Source organism: Rhodococcus koreensis (assembly GCF_900105905.1).
In the GTDB taxonomy this organism is placed as follows: domain Bacteria; phylum Actinomycetota; class Actinomycetes; order Mycobacteriales; family Mycobacteriaceae; genus Rhodococcus_F; species Rhodococcus_F koreensis.
Map to the genome: position 1 here is coordinate 5,656,603 of NZ_FNSV01000005.1, position 17,127 is coordinate 5,673,729.

At 67.8% G+C, this 17,127-nt stretch carries 14 protein-coding genes; 5 read left to right on the forward strand and 9 right to left on the reverse strand.

From position 1 onward, the window contains the following. Positions 1 to 42 precede the first annotated feature (42 nt). Complete coding sequence (locus BLV94_RS30300; protein ID WP_072946787.1) at positions 43 to 1,293, reverse strand: helix-turn-helix transcriptional regulator; 1,251 nt, start codon at positions 1,291 to 1,293, stop codon at positions 43 to 45. A gap of 191 nt (positions 1,294 to 1,484) precedes the next feature. Here BLV94_RS30300 and hxlB point away from each other — a divergent pair, with 191 nt between their 5' ends. Together hxlB and hxlA are read left to right on the forward strand one after the other, a co-directional pair. Then, positions 1,485 to 2,066, forward strand: a complete 582-nt coding sequence (gene hxlB / locus BLV94_RS30305; RefSeq protein WP_072946763.1) for a 6-phospho-3-hexuloisomerase — start codon at positions 1,485 to 1,487, stop codon at positions 2,064 to 2,066. A gap of 46 nt (positions 2,067 to 2,112) precedes the next feature. Next, entirely contained in the window at positions 2,113 to 2,742 is a 630-nt protein-coding gene (gene hxlA, locus BLV94_RS30310; RefSeq protein ID WP_072946764.1) for a 3-hexulose-6-phosphate synthase, read from the forward strand. A 128-nt stretch (positions 2,743 to 2,870) separates the two neighbouring features. Here hxlA and zwf read toward each other — a convergent pair whose 3' ends face one another. Beyond that, positions 2,871 to 4,415, reverse strand: coding sequence for a glucose-6-phosphate dehydrogenase (gene zwf / locus BLV94_RS30315; RefSeq protein WP_167372193.1), 1,545 nt, complete (start codon positions 4,413 to 4,415; stop codon positions 2,871 to 2,873). A 197-nt stretch (positions 4,416 to 4,612) separates the two neighbouring features. Between zwf and gnd the strand changes: the two genes are divergently transcribed. Beyond that, positions 4,613 to 5,518 carry a phosphogluconate dehydrogenase (NAD(+)-dependent, decarboxylating) gene (gene gnd, locus BLV94_RS30320; RefSeq protein ID WP_255315014.1) on the forward strand — a complete coding sequence of 302 codons (906 nt, stop codon included), beginning with the start codon at positions 4,613 to 4,615 and terminating at the stop codon, positions 5,516 to 5,518. Between the two features lie 3 nt (positions 5,519 to 5,521). Next, the gene (gene pgi / locus BLV94_RS30325) at positions 5,522 to 7,189 is read left to right on the forward strand and encodes a glucose-6-phosphate isomerase (protein ID WP_072946766.1); all 1,668 of its coding nucleotides are present in this window, start codon (positions 5,522 to 5,524) and stop codon (positions 7,187 to 7,189) included. A gap of 80 nt (positions 7,190 to 7,269) precedes the next feature. On the opposite strand, the gene BLV94_RS30330 is transcribed toward pgi, so the two are convergent. The 4 genes from BLV94_RS30330 to BLV94_RS30345 all read right to left on the reverse strand — a co-directional run bounded on the left by BLV94_RS30330 (position 7,270) and on the right by BLV94_RS30345 (position 11,040). Next, complete coding sequence (locus BLV94_RS30330; RefSeq protein ID WP_143051436.1) at positions 7,270 to 7,722, reverse strand: LysR substrate-binding domain-containing protein; 453 nt, start codon at positions 7,720 to 7,722, stop codon at positions 7,270 to 7,272. Further along, positions 7,664 to 8,050 (reverse strand): LysR family transcriptional regulator, encoded by a 387-nt coding sequence (locus tag BLV94_RS52205; protein WP_072946768.1) that lies wholly within the window; start codon positions 8,048 to 8,050, stop codon positions 7,664 to 7,666. The genes BLV94_RS30330 and BLV94_RS52205 overlap by 59 nt, the downstream gene beginning before the upstream one ends. After that, on the reverse strand, positions 8,037 to 9,419 hold the full coding sequence (locus tag BLV94_RS30340; protein WP_072946769.1) for an L-serine ammonia-lyase: 1,383 nt from the start codon (positions 9,417 to 9,419) through the stop codon (positions 8,037 to 8,039). The genes BLV94_RS52205 and BLV94_RS30340 overlap by 14 nt, the downstream gene beginning before the upstream one ends. 262 nt (positions 9,420 to 9,681) lie before the next feature. Then, positions 9,682 to 11,040: a bifunctional folylpolyglutamate synthase/dihydrofolate synthase gene (locus BLV94_RS30345; RefSeq protein ID WP_072946770.1), complete on the reverse strand. Its 1,359-nt coding sequence runs from the start codon at positions 11,038 to 11,040 to the stop codon at positions 9,682 to 9,684. 98 nt (positions 11,041 to 11,138) lie between these two features. Between BLV94_RS30345 and pabB the strand changes: the two genes are divergently transcribed. Further along, a complete protein-coding gene (pabB, locus tag BLV94_RS30350) occupies positions 11,139 to 13,238 on the forward strand; it encodes an aminodeoxychorismate synthase component I (protein WP_072946771.1) in 2,100 nt (699 codons plus the stop codon). A gap of 116 nt (positions 13,239 to 13,354) precedes the next feature. Here pabB and BLV94_RS30355 read toward each other — a convergent pair whose 3' ends face one another. The 3 genes from BLV94_RS30355 to BLV94_RS30365 are packed head-to-tail and all read right to left on the reverse strand — an operon-like array spanning position 13,355 to position 17,083. Further along, positions 13,355 to 13,948, reverse strand: coding sequence for a sarcosine oxidase subunit gamma (locus tag BLV94_RS30355; RefSeq protein ID WP_072946772.1), 594 nt, complete (start codon positions 13,946 to 13,948; stop codon positions 13,355 to 13,357). After that, on the reverse strand, positions 13,941 to 16,808 hold the full coding sequence (locus tag BLV94_RS30360) for a 2Fe-2S iron-sulfur cluster-binding protein (RefSeq protein WP_074933841.1): 2,868 nt from the start codon (positions 16,806 to 16,808) through the stop codon (positions 13,941 to 13,943). The genes BLV94_RS30355 and BLV94_RS30360 overlap by 8 nt, the downstream gene beginning before the upstream one ends. Further along, positions 16,805 to 17,083: a sarcosine oxidase subunit delta gene (locus BLV94_RS30365; protein ID WP_072951638.1), complete on the reverse strand. Its 279-nt coding sequence runs from the start codon at positions 17,081 to 17,083 to the stop codon at positions 16,805 to 16,807. The genes BLV94_RS30360 and BLV94_RS30365 overlap by 4 nt, the downstream gene beginning before the upstream one ends. Between the last annotated feature and the right edge of the window lie 44 nt (positions 17,084 to 17,127).

The window sequence follows — 17,127 nt, forward strand, 5'->3', positions numbered from 1 at the left end:
GCCGATCCGGATTTTCCGATCCCGAGGTGGGAGCGCCTCCCGCTACCGTCGCGCGCCGGTGACCATCGCTGCGTCGGGCGAAATGCCCGCGCGAATTCCGATCGCACCGGCTTCGCCGCGGTTGGTGACGTCGAGTTTCTGCAGGACGCTGGCGACGTGGAACTTGACCGTGCTCTCGCTGATGCCCAGTTCGGAGGCGATGGCCTTGTTGCGTTTGCCGACCGTCAGATGCGCGAGGACCTCGAGTTCCCGGGGATTGAGGGTGGACAGCAGGTGCTCGTCCGGGCGTGCGGCCGGGGGATCCAGCGGAATCACGAGCGACACCCGGCTACCCCATCCGGCGATGCTTTCGATGTCGACGCGCCCGCGCAGGGTGTGCAGCCGCCCGGCCAGTTGCCTGGTGAGGGCGCTGCCGTCGATCGCTCCGGAGCCCTGATCTCGGACCTCGAGCAGCACGTTGTCGCCGTCGCAGTCCCACGCGACCCGCAGCCGGGCCAGCACCGGTTGCGCCCCGAACGCCAGGACGATGGTGCGGACCATCGCCCTGGCCGCATGCGCGATCTCGCCCGGAAGCGGTCGCCCGTCCGCCGGGGGTTCGACGTAGTCGATCTCGACCTCGCAATGCCGCAGCAGCGGACGTAGTTCTCCCTGTAGCCGGGCGAACGCGGTGGTGACCGCCTCCTCGGAGAGGGCGCGGTCGGCATCGCCCGCCGATCGCAGCGCGATCAACGCCGCCGACGCCGTCTCGCTGGCGGTGATGCGGGAGCGGCGATCGTCGAGGTCGTTCGATCGCAGTGTCCCCAGGATCGAGGACAGGGTGGCGTCGTGAATCTCGGTGAGTTCGGCGATGGTGCGGGCCCGTTCACTGGACGCGGCGCGGGACTCGGCGAGGTAGTCGGGGCTGGCCTGGGCGACCTGCTGACGGATCGAGGTGGCGACGATCCCGAACAGCGCCACGATCAGGTCCGGGTCGGGCGGCTCGGGTTGGACCCGCTTGGGTACGACGACCAGCAGGGTGTCGGTGGCATCGCGTACCACCCAGAGCGGGCGCCGGGCCCCTCCGAGGATCTGGACCCCGTCGAAAACCGTGCCGAGGTCGGCCGACTTCTTCAGGGCGTCGAGTTCGTCGATGGTGACGCGGTCGACGATCTCCCGGTTCCCGGCGACCTTCCGTGGTCGCCCGGTGCATTCACACGTGAAGATCACCAGCGCGTCATGCGACCACAGTGAGGTCAGATACCGGGAGAAGCGCGTCGCGATGTCCGGCAGCGGGCCCGCGATCACGGCGCGCATGTCCGCCCACGACTGCGCTTGCTTCCGATCGGTGTCCTCGACGCTTACCACGGCATCCACCGTAGGGCCGATCGGTGCGGGGCGGCACTGGCCATCCGGCCAGCGCGCACTCGTCGAGCGACCGGGTGCCGTCGGGGTGCGGGCTCGGCAATCTTGTCTCCACGACCGGACCCGCTATACCGAGGAGGATCATGACCGTCACCATCGAAGACACTCGAACACGGTTCGACGATGGGCGTCGCATCGTGCTGGACGAGAACGAACGGCTGCTCAATTCCGTTGCCGCCGAACAGTGGGACCGTGCCGGCGCGTTGATCACCTCCGCCCGCGCGGTGTTCGTGATCGGCAACGGACGCAGCGGCCTGGCCGTGCAGATGGCCGCGATGCGCCTGATGCACCTCGGCCTGCGCGTCCACGTGGCCGGCGAGGTCACCGCCCCCGCCGTCGGATCGGGCGACGTCCTGATCGCCGTGTCGGGATCCGGGACCACCGCCTCGGTGATCGGGGCCGCCGACACCGCCCGGAAGGTCGGCGCCTCCGTCGTCGCGGTCACCACCGCCGCCGAGTCGCCGCTCGCGCAGCGGGCCGACGAGATCCTCGTGCTCCCGGCGGCCGACAAACAGGACCACAGCGCCGCCATCACCGCGCAGTACGCGGGCAGCCTGTTCGAGCAGTCCGTCCTCCTCGCCTTCGACGCGCTGTTCCAGGCGCTGTGGTCGCACGCGGACCAGACCGCCGAACGGCTGTGGGAACGCCACGCCAACATCGGCTGAATTAGCACCACCCCTGAACCCCCCAAGAAAGAAACAGGAGAAATACATGACGAAGCTGCAGGTAGCAGTCGACCTTCTCACCACCGCGGACGCGCTGGCGCTGACCAACAAGGTGGCCCCGTACGTCGACATCATCGAGTTGGGCACGCCGCTGATCAAGAGCGCCGGCCTCGGTGTGATCAGCGCTGTGAAGGCTGCGCACCCCGACAAGGAGGTCTTCGCGGACCTCAAGACCGCCGACGCCGGCTTCCTCGAGGCCGACCTCGCGTTCGCGGCCGGCGCCGACCTGGTCACCGTCCTCGGTGCCGCCGGTGACGCCACCATCAAGGGTGCCGTCGAGGCCGGTCAGAAGCACGGGAAGAAGGTCGTCGCCGACCTGATCGGTGTCGAGAACCGTGTCGAGCGGGCCCGCGAGATCGCCAAGCTCGGTGTCGCGTTCGTCGAGATCCACGCCGGTCTCGACGAGCAGGCCCAGCCCGGCTACTCGATCCAGACCCTCCTCGACGACGGCAAGATCGCCGGCGTCCCGTTCTCGATCGCCGGTGGCGTCAAGGTCGACACCATCACCGCCGTCCGTGACGCCGGCGCCGACGTCGCCGTCGCCGGTGGCGCCATCTACAGCGCCGCCGACCCCGCCGCTGCAGCGAAGGCCCTCAAGGACGCACTCGTCAAGTAGTCTTCCGGCACCCGAAATACCCTGAGCAGGATCGCTGCTCAGGGTATTTCGCGTGTCCGGGAACTGCGGGGGACAGGTGAGCGGCAAAGCGTGCCGGGGCACACTTTGGCACTCACGTGGGGCTGAAACTAGAGCGTGCGCCACACCCGGCCGGAGCGGCTCAGGATGTCGTCGGCGGACGCGGGGCCCGAGGTGCCTGCCGGGTAGGTGCCCGGCCGGCCGGCCGTGGCCCAGTGCTGTAGGAGGGGGTCGATGATCCGCCAGGAGTGCTCGACTTCCGCGCGGCGGGGGAACAGTGTCCCGTCCCCGCGGAGGACGTCACCGATCAGCCGCTCGTACGCCTCCGGCGCCGGGTCGAACACCGACCGGAAGTCCATGCCCAAACTCACCGGCTGGATCTGCATGCCACCCCCCGGGCGCTTGGCGCCGATGTGCAATTCGATCCCGTCGTCGGGTTGGACGCGGAAGACGAGGACGTTCGAGACCCCGGCGGCGCGGGCCGCGGGCGACCCGTGAGCGGGTGGCGTGAACGTGACCGCGATCTCGGTGGTCCGGCGCGCCAGCCGTTTTCCGGTGCGGATGTAGAACGGCACTCCCGCCCAGCGGCGAGTGGTGATTCCGACGGTCAGGGCGGCGAAGGTCTCCGTCGACGAGTCGGCAGGGAACCCGTCCTCCTCCGTCAGTCCGGGCAGCCGAACGTCGTCGTCGATGCCGGGCCCGTACTGGCCGCGGGCCGACGTCTGATCCAGGGGTCCGAGTAGTTCGGTGGCGGAGAGGATCTTGACCTTCTCGGCGGCGATGCTGTCGGCGTCGAAGCCGACGGGTTCCTCCATGGCGATCAGCGCCAGCAACTGGAGCAGGTGGTTCTGGATGACGTCGCGGGCGGCGCCGACGCCGTCGTAATACCCGGCCCGTCCGGTCACCCCGACACTCTCGGCCATCGTGATCTGCACGTGGTCGATGTGCCGGTTGTTCCAGAGTGGTTCGAACATCCCGTTCGCGAACCGCAGCGCGAGAATGTTCTGTACCGTTTCCTTGCCCAGATAGTGGTCGATCCGGTAGATCGACGACGGTGGAAAATATTGTGCCAGTACGACCTCGAGTGCACGGGAGCTCGGCAGGTCGTGACCGAACGGCTTCTCGACCACCACCCGTCGCCACCCGCGTGCGGGACGATTCAACCCGACGACCGCGAGCCGGCCGCACACGGTGGCGAAAGCGGACGGCGGGACCGACAGGTAGAAGACGTAATTGTCCGGCTTGCCGCGGCGCTGATCGAGGACGGCCAACAGCGAAGCCAGCTGCGTGAACCCGCCCGGATCGTCGAACGACCCCTCGACCAGGTGGATGCGCTGCGTCAGGGCCTGCCAGACCGCGGGGTCGAACGGCCGCCGGGCGTGGGCGATCACCGACTCCCGCAACACCGGCTCGCTGTTCGCGGCGTCGCGGGCGAATCCGACGAGATCGAACCCCGCGGGTAGCTGACCACAATGAGCGAGATCGTAGATTGCGGGAACCAGTTTCTTGCGGGCCAGATCACCGGTGATGCCGAAGATCACCAGCGAAGACAAGTCGGCCACCGGGCCGATGTCACCGATCACCAGTTCCCCGCCGACGCGGCCACCGACCTCGCTTGTGAGCGGGACGCTCTGCTGCACTTCAGACACGGTCACTTCTGCTGCACTCCGTACATTCGCTCCTCGACAGGCGCATTCGGACAATGCGTCGGCTATCAGTGTCGGAGCGGCGAGCGGCGAAAGCACTTGGCCGGGTGACCAGTAGCGGCTCCCCATCCGGTCAGGTGAACCAGGCGTCGCGCGGCACTACACATAGAGCAGGTACTCGACGGATCGACGGCGAAAGTGAAACGGTGACGATGAAACTCGGTGTGGTAGGGCTCGGTCGGATGGGATCGAACATGCGCGAACGTCTGCGTGAGAAGGGGCACGACGTCGTCGGCTACGATCCGAATCCCGATGTCAGCGACGTCCGCAGCCTCGAGGCCCTCGTCGAGGCCCTTCCCGCACCGCGGGCGGTGTGGGTGATGGTGCCCGCCGGCGCGCCCACCCGCCAGGTGATCGAGCAACTCTCCCGGCTCCTCGCCCCCGGCGACGTGGTCGTCGACGGCGGCAACTCCCGGTTCACCGACGACAAGGTGAACGCAGCCCTGCTCGCCGAACACGACGTCCGCTACGTCGACTGCGGCGTCTCCGGCGGCGTCTGGGGACGTCAGAACGGGTACGCGCTCATGGCCGGTGGCCACGAAGACGACATCGCCCGGCTGCTACCGATTTTCGACGCCCTCCGTCCCGAAGGGGACCGTGCGTACTCGTTCGTCCATGCCGGCGGCATCGGAGCCGGGCACTACGCAAAGATGGTGCACAACGGGATCGAATACGGGCTCATGCAGGCGTACGCCGAAGGCTACGAACTCCTCGCGGCCGAGGAGTCCATCGCGGACGTCCCGGCGGTGCTGCGGGCCTGGTCGCAGGGCACCGTGGTGCGCTCCTGGCTGCTGGACCTCCTCGTCCAAGCCCTGTCCGAAGACCCGGGGCTTGGCTCGATCTCCGGGTACACCGAGGACTCGGGTGAAGGCCGGTGGACGGTCGAGGAAGCGATCGCCCACGCCGTCCCCGCCCCCGTGATCTCCGCGGCTCTGTTCGCCCGGTTCGCGTCCCGTCAGGACGACTCCCCGGCGATGAAGGCGGTCTCCGCGCTGCGCCGGCAGTTCGGAGGGCACGCCGTCCGCAGCGCCGAGCCTGTCGAGGTCGCGTAACCCGTGACCGCGACGTCCGTATCACCGAGCATCACAGCGTTTCTCGAATGGCAGCGCCTGCAGGACCACTACGGTGACATCGCCTCGGTGCATCTGAGGGAATTGTTCGGCGCCGACCCCCGGCGTGGCAGGGATCTGACGGTCACCGCCGGTGATCTGTCCATCGACTACAGCATGAGCCGCATCGACCGCGACACGCTGCCGCTGCTCGTCGCGCTGGCCCGTGCCGCCGGCCTCGAGGACCACCGCGACTGCATGCTTCGCGGAAACCCGGTCAACACCACGGAGAACCGGCCCGCCCTGCACACCGCGTTGCGGCTGCCCGCATCTGCGGAACTGTCTGTGGATGGGCACGATGTCGTCGCCGACGTGCATCGCGTGCTCGACCGGATGGCCACCTTCACCGACCGGGTGCGCAGCGGCCGGTGGCGGGGAGCCACCGGCCGGCGCATCACCACCGTCGTCAACATCGGGATCGGCGGATCCGACCTCGGCCCGCGGATGGTGTGCCAGGCGCTGCGCCCCTACTCCCACCCCGAACTGTCGGTGCGGTTCGTCTCCAACGTCGATCCGGCAGACCTGCTGGCTGCCCTCGACGGCCTCGACCCGGCGACCACCCTGTTTGTCGTCGCGTCGAAGACCTTCACGACGATCGAGACCCTCACCAACGCCACCGCGGCCCGGTCCTGGGTCACCGGCGCGCTCGGGGAGGACGCGGTCGACCGGCATTTCGTGGCCGTGTCCACCAACGCGGCGAAGGTGGCCGAGTTCGGCATCGACCCGGCCAACATGTTCGAGTTCTGGGACTGGGTCGGTGGCCGCTACTCGATCGGCTCGGCGATCGGCCTGCCGGTGATGCTCGCGATCGGACGAGGTGCGTTCGGCGACTTCCTCGCCGGCATGCACACCGTGGACCGGCATTTCGCGACGGCGCCGCTCGAGTCGAACGCACCGGTCCTGCTCGCTCTGCTGGGTTTCTGGTATGCGAACTTCTTCGACGCCGAGACCCGGGCGGTCCTGCCCTACGCCAACGACCTCGCAGCCCTGCCGGCGTATCTGCAGCAACTGGCGATGGAATCGAACGGCAAGTCCGTGCAGCTGAACGGGACGCCGACCGACGTCTCCACCGGGGCGATCTGGTGGGGTGAGCCCGGCACCAATGGGCAGCACGCCTTCTACCAGCTCCTGCACCAGGGCACCCGCCTGGTCCCGGTCGACTTCCTCGGATTCGCCGCACCGGCCGCCGACCTGCCGCTGAGCGACGGCAGCGGCAGCATGCACGACGTTCTGGTCAGCAATCTGCTCGCCCAGCGCAGAGTGCTCGCATTCGGCCGTACCCCGGCGGATCTCGCCGCCGACGGGATCCGCGAAGACCTGATTCCCCACAAGGTGATGGCGGGGAACCGTCCGTCGACCACGATTCTCGCCCCTGAACTGAGTCCCGGCGTGCTCGGCCAGCTGATCGCGCTCTACGAGCACCAGGTCTTCACCGAAGGTGTGCTGTCGAACATCAATTCGTTCGACCAGTGGGGCGTCGAACTCGGCAAGGATCAAGCCCTGCAACTACACCGGGCAGTCGGTGGGGACGGGGTCGCCGAGGGAGTGGACAGTTCCACCGAAGCGATCGTGCAGTGGTACCGGGCAATCCGCGACGGCTCCCCGCGAATGTGAGCACCGGCGACCGCCGGCCCCCCGTGCCCGTCACCCGCAGATGCGCGGGTGACGGCCACCACCCATCTCCTGCGCAGTCGTCATGACGACGTGCCGGAGGAAGCGGTGTTGCGGATTGTAGTTGTGGACCGATGCCACCACATGCGCTGGACCAGGGGTGCGAGGGGGACGGGGCACGGGCGGCTCACCAGCCCACGACTGTCGACGGCGGCGTCGAACAGGCGTGTGGGGACCAGTGCCAGACGGTCGCTGCCGACAACCAGAGGCGGCACCGTCAGATACGTCTCCGTGCTGACCTGCACCCAGGGTTCGATCCCCCTCAGTCGCAACAGTTGCGCCGCGGAATCTGCCGGGGTCCGACTGTGCCGGACGAGCACCCACGGGAGGGCCTGTAGGTCGTCGATCGAGGGTCCGTGCGGTGCGGACAGGTGGTGCCGGTCCATCACGATCACCCATTCGTCGTGGAACAATTCCTCACTCGGCAGGTCTCGACCGAGGTCTTCCGGCACCAGCATCAAGTCCAGTGCGGTCAAGATCTGCTCCGCCGGCGGCAGATGATCCGGTGCGGCAGGGACGAACCGCAATCGCGCGTTCGGCGCCGTCCAGCACGAGTCGAGTGTGCAGGCGCAGTTCCATTCCCAGGGGCGTCAGCTGAAACCGATCTCCGACCCGCCGCAGCAATTCGTCGTCGAAGTGCCTGCGCAGTCGGCTAAGGGCTGCCGAGATGGCCGGCTGCGAGACGCCGAGTTGCTCGGCGGCCCGGGTCGCGTTCTGGTGATACAGAACTGCGTCGAGCGTGATGAGCAGGTTCGTCAACGCGGAACGGGTGAAGCAACTTGCCTTCCGGTCAGCACTCGACATAGTTGACGGGAACGTTGACCGCGAGGCCGCCGGTGGAGGTCTCCTTGTACTTCGAGAGCATGTCGGCGCCGGTCGAGCGCATCGTCTCGATCACCTGGTCGAGACTGACCCGGTGGGTCCCGTCACCGCGCAGCGACATCCGGGCGGCGTTGATGGCCTTGCCCGCCGAGATCGCGTTCCGTTCGATGCACGGAATCTGCACCAGACCTTCGATTGGATCGCAGGTCAGGCCGAGACTGTGCTCCATCGCGATCTCCGCCGCGTTCTCCACCTGTTCCGGTGTGCCGCCCAGGATCTCGGCCAGACCTGCCGCGGCCATCGACGCCGCCGAACCCACCTCGCCCTGGCACCCGACTTCGGCGCCTGAGATCGAGGCCCGCTCCTTGTACAGCGACCCGATGGCACCGGCAGTGAGGAGAAACCGGATCGCGGTGCCGTCCGGGTCGGCCTTACCCGCCGGGGTGTAGTGCACGGCGTAGTGCAACACGGCGGGAATGATGCCCGCGGCGCCGTTGGTGGGCGCGGTGACGATCCGGCCGCCCGAGGCGTTCTCTTCGTTGACCGAAAGCGCCACGAGGTTGACCCAGTCCTCCGCGAATTCCGGTGCACGATCCGGATCTTCGCCATCCAGACGCAGGAACCAGTCGCGGGCGCGTCGGCGAACCCGCAGTGCACCCGGCAGGTATCCGTCGCGGGAGATGCCACGCTGCTCGCACTCGACCATCACGTCGCGGATGTGCAGCAACCCGTCGTAAATTTCGATGGTGGACCGCGACTCCCGTTCGATCGACAGCATGAGTTCGCTGATGCTGTATCCGTAGCGGTCGCAGAGTTGGAGGAGTTCCTTCGCGGACCCGTACGTCAGGCCACGGGACTCGGCGGTGGTGGTCGCGGTGCTCTCCGCCTCCGTGACGACGAAGCCGCCGCCGACCGAGAAGTAGGTCTCCTTGTGGACCTCGACGTTCCCGCCGGCGTAGGCGGTCAGGGTCATCCCGTTGGGGTGGAACGGAAGAACGGTCAACGGGCGCAGAACAATTTCGTCCTCGGCGAGCGCGATGTCGCGGGATCCGCCCAGCGAGATGTGGCGGGTGCTGCGGATGATCTCGAGCCGCTGTTCCATCTTCTCGGTCTCGATCTCCTCGGGACGGTAGCCCTCCAGTCCGAGCAGCACGGCCGACATCGTCCCGTGCCCGGCGCCGGTCGCCGCGAGTGATCCGTACAGGTCCACTCGCACGTCGACGACTTCATCGAAAGCGCCGAGCGTGTGGAGGTCGGAGACGAATCGCGCGGCGGCTCGCATGGGTCCGACGGTATGCGAACTCGACGGGCCGACGCCGACGGAGAACAGGTCGAACACGCTGATGGTCATGGAATCACAATCCTGTGTCTGTGCACCTCGAGGGCACGCGGTGGAAGCAGCGGAGGCAGCAGGAAGACTGCGCGCTCATACCGCTTCGCCGAGTTCCTCGGTGTACTGAGCGGGAGTGAGGCGGTCTTCGCAGGACAAAGCCGACCCACCGGAGTGGCAAATCAGCAGATTGATATATCAGTGATGTGCACCACGGTAGGTCAGGTTGGGGGTGTGGTCAAGTATTGTCCGGATAACTTCCGGAAAGTGTTCGTCGACGGTGTCAGCGGTGTGCGCTCCGCGCCGGTTCGAGCACCGACGTGACGGCGCTGAGAAGAAGGAACGAGCCGCTGACGACCACCGGTGCGTCGCCCGCGACCAGTCTCGCCATCGTCACCGCCTCGATGGGGCATTCGACGGCGATGGAGCGCAAGCCGTGCGTGCGAGCGCGTTCCGCCACTTTCCGTGCGGGCATGCAGGAGGCCGCGCCGGTTCCGCCGCCGGTCTCGCGGAACTCGGTGGCCACGATCCCTGCCGCAGAGGGCGCGAGTGCGGCAAGAGCGGCGTCGATATCCTTGTCGTCCTTGAAGGCGAGGACCCAGGTCGAGCGCTGCCCCGGATAGAGGTCCTGCAGCGTCGACGTGAGGGCGGCAAGCTTCACCGCGTTGTGGGCACCGTCGAGCACGAGCTGCTGTCCGTCGACGGTCGTGCGTCGCTCGAACCGGCCGGGCAGGGTGGCATCGGCCAAGCCGTCTCGAACCCCGGCGGGGTCGAGAGACCAGCCGTCGCGGGCCGCGAGGAACTCGGCGGCGCGTAGCGCGAGAGCGGCGTTGACGCCCTGGTGGCGGCCCTCCAGGCCGAGTTTCATCGGCTCGCTGTCGTGCAATCGAACGTGCGTGCCTGCGGCGGAGATGTCGCAGGAGATCGCCCGATCGTCGAGCTGATCGAGCACGCACCGACGCTCCTGCGCCACGGTGGCGATTGTGCGCCGCACCTCACGGGAGGGGTGGCGCAGGGCGATGCCGTGACCGCCGCGCGGAAGGATGCCGGCCTTGTGCCGGGCGATCGCGGATTCGGTGTCTCCCAGCATGTCGGTGTGATCCAACCCGATTCGGGTGATCACGGCGAGTTTGTCGGGTCGGCGGATGGTGTTCGTGGCGTCGAGCAGTCCGCCGATACCGGTCTCGATGACCGCGTAGTCCACTGGCACGCTCGCAAAGTGGGCGAACGCAATGGCATTGGCCACCTCGAAGAATGTCGGCATCCCGACGTCCGAATCGGCCATGCCCTCGGCGACCGGGGCGATGCGGTCGACGAGGTCGAGGAACGCGCACTCGGTGATCGGTGCGCCGGCGACTTGGAAACGCTCCAGTATCGAACGGACATGCGGCGACAGGTGCGCGCCGACCCGCCAGCCGTGGGCGTCCAGGATCGACGCCAGGAAGGTGCTCACCGAGCCCTTACCGGCAGTCCCCGCCACGTGCACCGTGCGCACCGCATCCTGAGGCGTCCCCAACCGGTCGTAGAACTCGCCTGCGCGGGCGAGGCCGCTGCTCTTTGCTCCCCGGGGCAGTCGGTAGAGGTAGTCGGTGGCGTCACGGAAGGAGCGTCCGGGATGCAGACGTGGAATCGAGTGGGTCATGGCCGTACTCCCAACTAGTGATATACTAGTAGTTAATACACGGTATACTAAAAGTATTCCAGCGATCCGTCCGTCGCATCGAAAGCGGAGGTGTATGGATGGTGCAGTCTGTCAGAACCCTGTTGGTCGACAACTACGACTCCTTCACATACAACCTGGTCGAACTACTCACTGCCGTCAACGGGGTGCGTCCGACCGTGGTACCGAACGATGCGCCGTGGGAATCGATCGACTTCTCGGCCTATGACAACGTAGTCATCTCGCCGGGTCCGGGCACGCCGACCGAGCCGTCCGATTTCGGGATCGGCGCCCGCGTCATCGCCGAGGCAGGGTTGCCGGTCCTCGGGGTCTGCCTCGGACACCAGGGCCTGTGCGCGTTGTTCGGGGCCGACATCGTGCGGGCGCCGCAGCCCGTGCACGGCAGACTCTCGCCGATCGTGCACACCGGCCACGACCTATTCCGCGGACTCCCGTCGCCGATGAACGTGGTGCGATATCACTCGCTCGTTGCGGTGGACCTGCCCGACGTCCTCGAGGTGCTGGCATCGACGGCAGACGGTCTGGTCATGGCGGTGCGGCACCGGAGCAGGCCGCTCTGGGGAGTCCAATTCCATCCCGAATCGATCTCCAGCGAATACGGGAAGGAACTGTTCGCCAATTTCCGGGATCTCACGGCACCGAGTGCGGTCGAACCGCACACCCAGTGCGGGGAACGCGAACAGCTTCCGCCACCTCGCGGCCACCAGCCGTGCTTTGCCGTCGAGTATCGACGGATAGACCGCTACCCGGACCCCGAACAACTGTTCCATGCCCTGTTCGGAAGCGGTTCGGGAACCTTCTGGCTCGACGGCAGCGCCCAACCCGAACCGGGCTCCCGCTTCACCATCATGGGGGACTGTTCCGGTCCCCACGCCGAGTACATCACCTACGACGTCGACGCCTCGATAGTGCGCATCAGCCGGAAGTCGCTGCCCGACGAGCAGATTGCGGGATCGCTCTTCGACTACCTCGACGCACAACTGCGCCTTCGCGCGGTGGAACCGGACCGCACTCTTCCCTTCGACTTCAACCTCGGCTACGTCGGCTACCTCGGTTACGAGCTGAAAGGGGAGACCGGCGGAGTTCGCGCACACCGGTCCGGGCATCCGGATGCGGCCCTGATCTTTGCCGACCGGGCCGTGGTGATCGATCACGATCAACGGTGTGTGTACGTCATGAGTTTGAGCACCGCCCCGAACGACGAGCGCAGCAATGCGTGGTTCGAGACTGCCACCGCCGCAATCGAAAGCCGAGACGCGGCCGTCGACCCGGTGTGCCCACCGGCTGTCTCGGAGCGGCCGACGGGAGCGGAATTCCAACTGAGGAACAGCGAGGCGGAGTACCAGTCGCTGATCGGCGAGTGCCTCGAACTCATCAGCGCCGGCGAAACGTACGAGGTATGTCTCACCAATAGGGCAACCGTCGAGTTCGGCGTCGATGCACCACGAATCTTCACCAATATCAAGCGACTACACCCGGTGCCGCATGCTGCTCTGCTGTCGTTCCCGGAACTGTCGGTGGTCAGCGCCTCCCCGGAGCGGTTTCTCCGGGTCGGGGCCGACCGGACAGTGGAATCGAAACCGATCAAGGGAACACGCCCGCGCGGCGCCACGGCCGACGAGGACGACACACTGCTCCGTGCTCTCGCCCGGAGCGAGAAGGACCGGGCCGAGAATCTGATGATCGTCGACCTGGTTCGCAATGATCTCTCGAAAGTGTGCGAGCAGGGGACAGTCCACGTACCGATCCTCTTCGGAATCGAGACGTTTACATCGGTGCACCAGATGGTGTCCACGGTTCGGGGCAGTCTGCGCCGAGATGCGACTGTCGTCGACGCGATTCGGGCGCTGTTTCCGGCGGGATCGATGACCGGAGCCCCCAAGATCAGGACCATGGGGATCATCGACGAACTCGAAGGGACCGCGCGCGGAGTGTATTCCGGTGCGATCGGATATCTCTCGTTGTCGGGTACCGCCGATTTGTCGGTGGCGATCCGAACGATGGTCGTCACCGACACGCACGTTCACTTCGGCGTCGGCGGAGCGATTACCGCCCTGTCCGATCCGGCGGAGGAGTACGAAGAGATCTTGGTCAAGGCGGCGTCGTCGTGCAAGGTACTCGGAGTCGAGGATCGGCAGTCCGTCGGAATTCTTGTGTGAACGCGCTCGTCACTGCCTCGCGCATCACCTCGGGACGTGAGGTGGTGCGAACCTTATTGCAGAGATCGGCCCGGGGGACGCCGTCATGTCGTCCCCCGGGGCCGAGAACTGTCGCGTTACACGGGATCGACGCCGAATTCCTCGGCGGCGTCGATGAGCCACGCCGCGAGGTAGCGGGCGAAGGAGGCTCGTACCAGGATGCGGTAGTCGGTGCCGGTGTCGTCGAGCGCGGTGAGGACGACGCCGGCGAGTCCGAGCATGGTCTGCACGGCGGTTCCGGGGCGGAACACGGTGGGGTGCAGGTCGATCGAGCAGCCCTTCGCGAGGATGTCGCGGGCGTGCGCTCCGGTGAGCCGGAGGGTGGTGCGTTGTCCGGAGACGTCGATGGCGGCGCCGCCGTGCGGGGTCACCGCTTTGCGGAGCGTCTCCTCGAGGGTTTCGGGTGCCTGGGTGTGGGTGGTGATCAGGAATTCGTCCGGGCCGAGCCAGATCGCGGTGGCGGTGTCCCCGGTGGTGGCGGTGGATGCGGTGGTGGGCAGGTCGACGCCGAGGACGGCGGCGGCGGCGGAGGCACCGGGTCCGGTGGGGTTCACCCAGAGGTCGATCATGGTGGCGAAGGGTTCCTCGGTGATGCGCACCGACTCGGGGAGGTGGGAGAATGTGTGGTTCCAGCTGTGCAGGGGGCTCAGCGGGGTGAGGGTGTCAGCCATCGCGGCGTGCTCCTTCGGGGTCGACGAGGACGGTGCCGGTGACCTGCACGGCGACGAGGTTTCCGTCGACGGGGACGTGCAGGGTGTCGCCGATTCGGGTGTGGCCGCCCTTGACGAGGGCGAGGCCGAACGGGCGGCCGAGTTCGGCACTCATATAGCTGGAGGTGACGTGCCCGAGCATCGGGACGGGCGGCGGTGGCAGGGTGCCGTCGGGGCGGTGTTCGATGATCTGCGCGCCCTCGGGCAGGACGGTGTGTTGGTCGAGGGGTAGCAGGCCGACGAACTGTTTGCGCAGCGGGTTCTGGTTTTCCTGCCGGGTGAAGGAGCGTTTGCCGATGAAGTCGGCCTTCTTCTTCGATACCGCCCAGCTCATGCCGAGGTCCTGGGGGGTGACGGTGCCGTCGGTGTCCTGCCCGATGATCGGGTAGCCCTTTTCGGCGCGCAGGACGTGCATGGTTTCGGTGCCGTAGGGGGTGATGTGGTGTTTGTCGCCGGCGGCGATGAGGCGGGCCCAGATGGCGGGGGCGTGCCAGCCGCCGACGTTGACCTCGTAGGCGAGCTCGCCGGAGAAGCTGACCCGGGCGATGCGCACGTGCACGCCGGCGAGGGTGGTGTCGCGCCACGCCATGAACGGGAAGGCGTCGTTGGTGACGTCGAGGTCGCCGAAGACCTCCCCGATCACGTCGCGGGAGCGCGGTCCGACGACGGGGAAGGTGGCCCAGTGTTCGGTGACGGAGGTGAGCCGGACCTGCAGGTGCGGCCATTCGGTTTGGAGCCATTCCTCCATCCAGTCGAGGATTTTCGCGGCGCCGCCGGTGGTGGTGAACACCTGGTAGCGGTCCTCGGCGAGGCGCATGATGGTGCCGTCGTCGATGACCATGCCGTCGACGCCGCACATGAGTCCGTAGCGGACCATGCCGACCTTGAGGGTGCTCATCATGTTGGTGTAGAGCATGTCGAGCAGCACCCCGGCGTCGGGTCCCTGGACGTCGATCTTGCCGAGGGTGGAGCCGTCGAGGATGCCGACGCCGGCGCGGACGGCGGCGCATTCGCGGAGCACCGCGGTGTCCATGTCCTCGCCGGGGTGCGGGTAGTAGCGGGGGCGTTTCCATTGGCCGACGTCCTCGAACACCGCGCCGCGGCCGAGGTGCCAGTCGTGCAGGGCGGTGACCCGTTCGGGGTCGAAGAGGGTGCCGCGGGCGCGGCCGGCGAGGGCCGCGAACGGGACCGGGGTGTAGGGGGGCCGGAAGGTGGTGGTGCCGAGGGTTTCGATCGGGCGGTGCAGGAGTTCGGCGGTGATGCCGGAGGAGATGACCCCGGACGTTTTGCCCTGGTCGTGGGCGGTGCCGATGGTGGTGTAGCGCTTGATGTGTTCCATCGACGTCATGCCGGCGCCGACGGCGCGGGCGAGGTCGGCGACCGTGGCGTCGCGTTGGACGTCGACGAACTGGGTGTCCTGCCCGGCGGGGTCGGGGACCCGCCACAGCACCAGCGGCGCCAGACCACCCGCATTGTCGGCACCAACCTCCGCAGGGTTGATATCGGTTGCGGGGGTGGTGAATCCGAGATCGCGGAGGGCGGCGGCCGCAGCAACCTGCCCGTCGCGCAGACACCCGGCCAGGTCGAAGATGCCGTTGGCGGAGCCGGCGACGGTGACGCCGTCGAGGGTCTCGCCGGGCACGAACGCACCCAGGGTGTCGTCGTACTTCAGTGTGCCGCGGGCCTGGGAGAACAGGTGCACGGCCGGGTTCCAGCCGCCGCTGACGAGCAGGGCGTCACACGCCAGCGGGATGGCCGTCTCCCCGGTGGTGTCACGTTGGGTGACGAGGGCGTGGCTGACCCGGCCGTTGCCGCGGGTGCCGGACACGACGGATCCGGTGCGGACCGGGATCCCGCGGGCCTCGCATTCATGCTGCCAGCGGGCGGGGGCGGTGTCGCGGGCCTCGACGACCGCGTTGATGCGGACCCCGGCGTCGTGCAGGTCGATCGCCGCCTGGTAGGCGCTGTCGTTGGTGGTGAACACGACGGCCTGGGCGCCGACGGTGACGCCGTAGCGGTGCAGGAAGGTGCGGGCGCCGTGGGCGAGCATGATGCCGGGGCGGTCGTTGTCGGTGAACACGACGGGGCGCTCGTGGGCGCCGGCGGCGACGAGGATGTGCCGGGCCCGGATCCGCCACACCCGCTGCCGGCTGACCGCGGCCGGGGCCTGGCCACCGAGGTGGTCGGTGCGGCGCTGCAGGGCGAGGACGAAGCCGTCGTCGTAGTGGCCGAACGCGGTGGTGCGCTGCAGGTGCAGCACGTCCGGGTAGGTGGCGAGTTCGGCGACGGCGGCGGTGGCCCAGTCCAGGGCGGGGGCGCCGTCGATCAGATCCGTGGAGCCGAGGAGGTCGCCGCCGGCTTCGCTCTGCTCGTCGAGCAGCACCACCCGGGCGCCGGCGCGGGCGGCGGTGAGGGCGGCGGCGAGCCCGGCCGGGCCGGCGCCGGCGATCAGCAGGTCGGTGTGGTGGTGGGTGGCGTCGTATTTCGCCGAGTCCGGGATGGTCGCGAGCCGGCCCTGGCCGGGGATGCCGCGGGCGACGAGGCCGTCGAACAACTCGATGGTGGTGGCGAGCAGCATCGGCTCGGGGAAGGGTTCCTCGATCTGCACGAGGCCGCCGGTGTCCTCGGCCCAGGCGGCGGTGATGCCGCGGGGGCGGCCGAGTTTGATGCTGGTGGTGACCTGGTGGACGCCGTTCGCGAGCAGCGCGGAGCCGAGGGTGTCACCGGGGTGGCCGGTCAACTCTTGGCCGTCGAAGGTGAAGGTGTGGGTGGTGGTGCGGTCGAGGCGACCGCCCTGGCGGGTGCGGAAGGGTGCGTTCACGATATCGTCGGCTTCTGCTCGGCCACGCGGTAGACGCTGTGGAATCGGTAGGTGGCGGTGTCGCGGACGGCGTTGAACCAGCGCCGGCAGCCGGCGGCATGGGACCACCGTTCGGCGAACAGGCCTTTCGGGTTGGCGCGGAAGAACACGAACTGCGCCCACTGCTCGTCGGTCAACGCGGCCGGGTCCGGGGGGTAGTCGACGTGGGCCTGGCCGCCGTAGTGGAACTCGGTTTCCTCACGCGGCCCGCACCACGGGCATTCGATCAACTGCATGCTGACTCCTGGTTGGTGTGCGGGGGTGGGTTAGTGGCAATGCC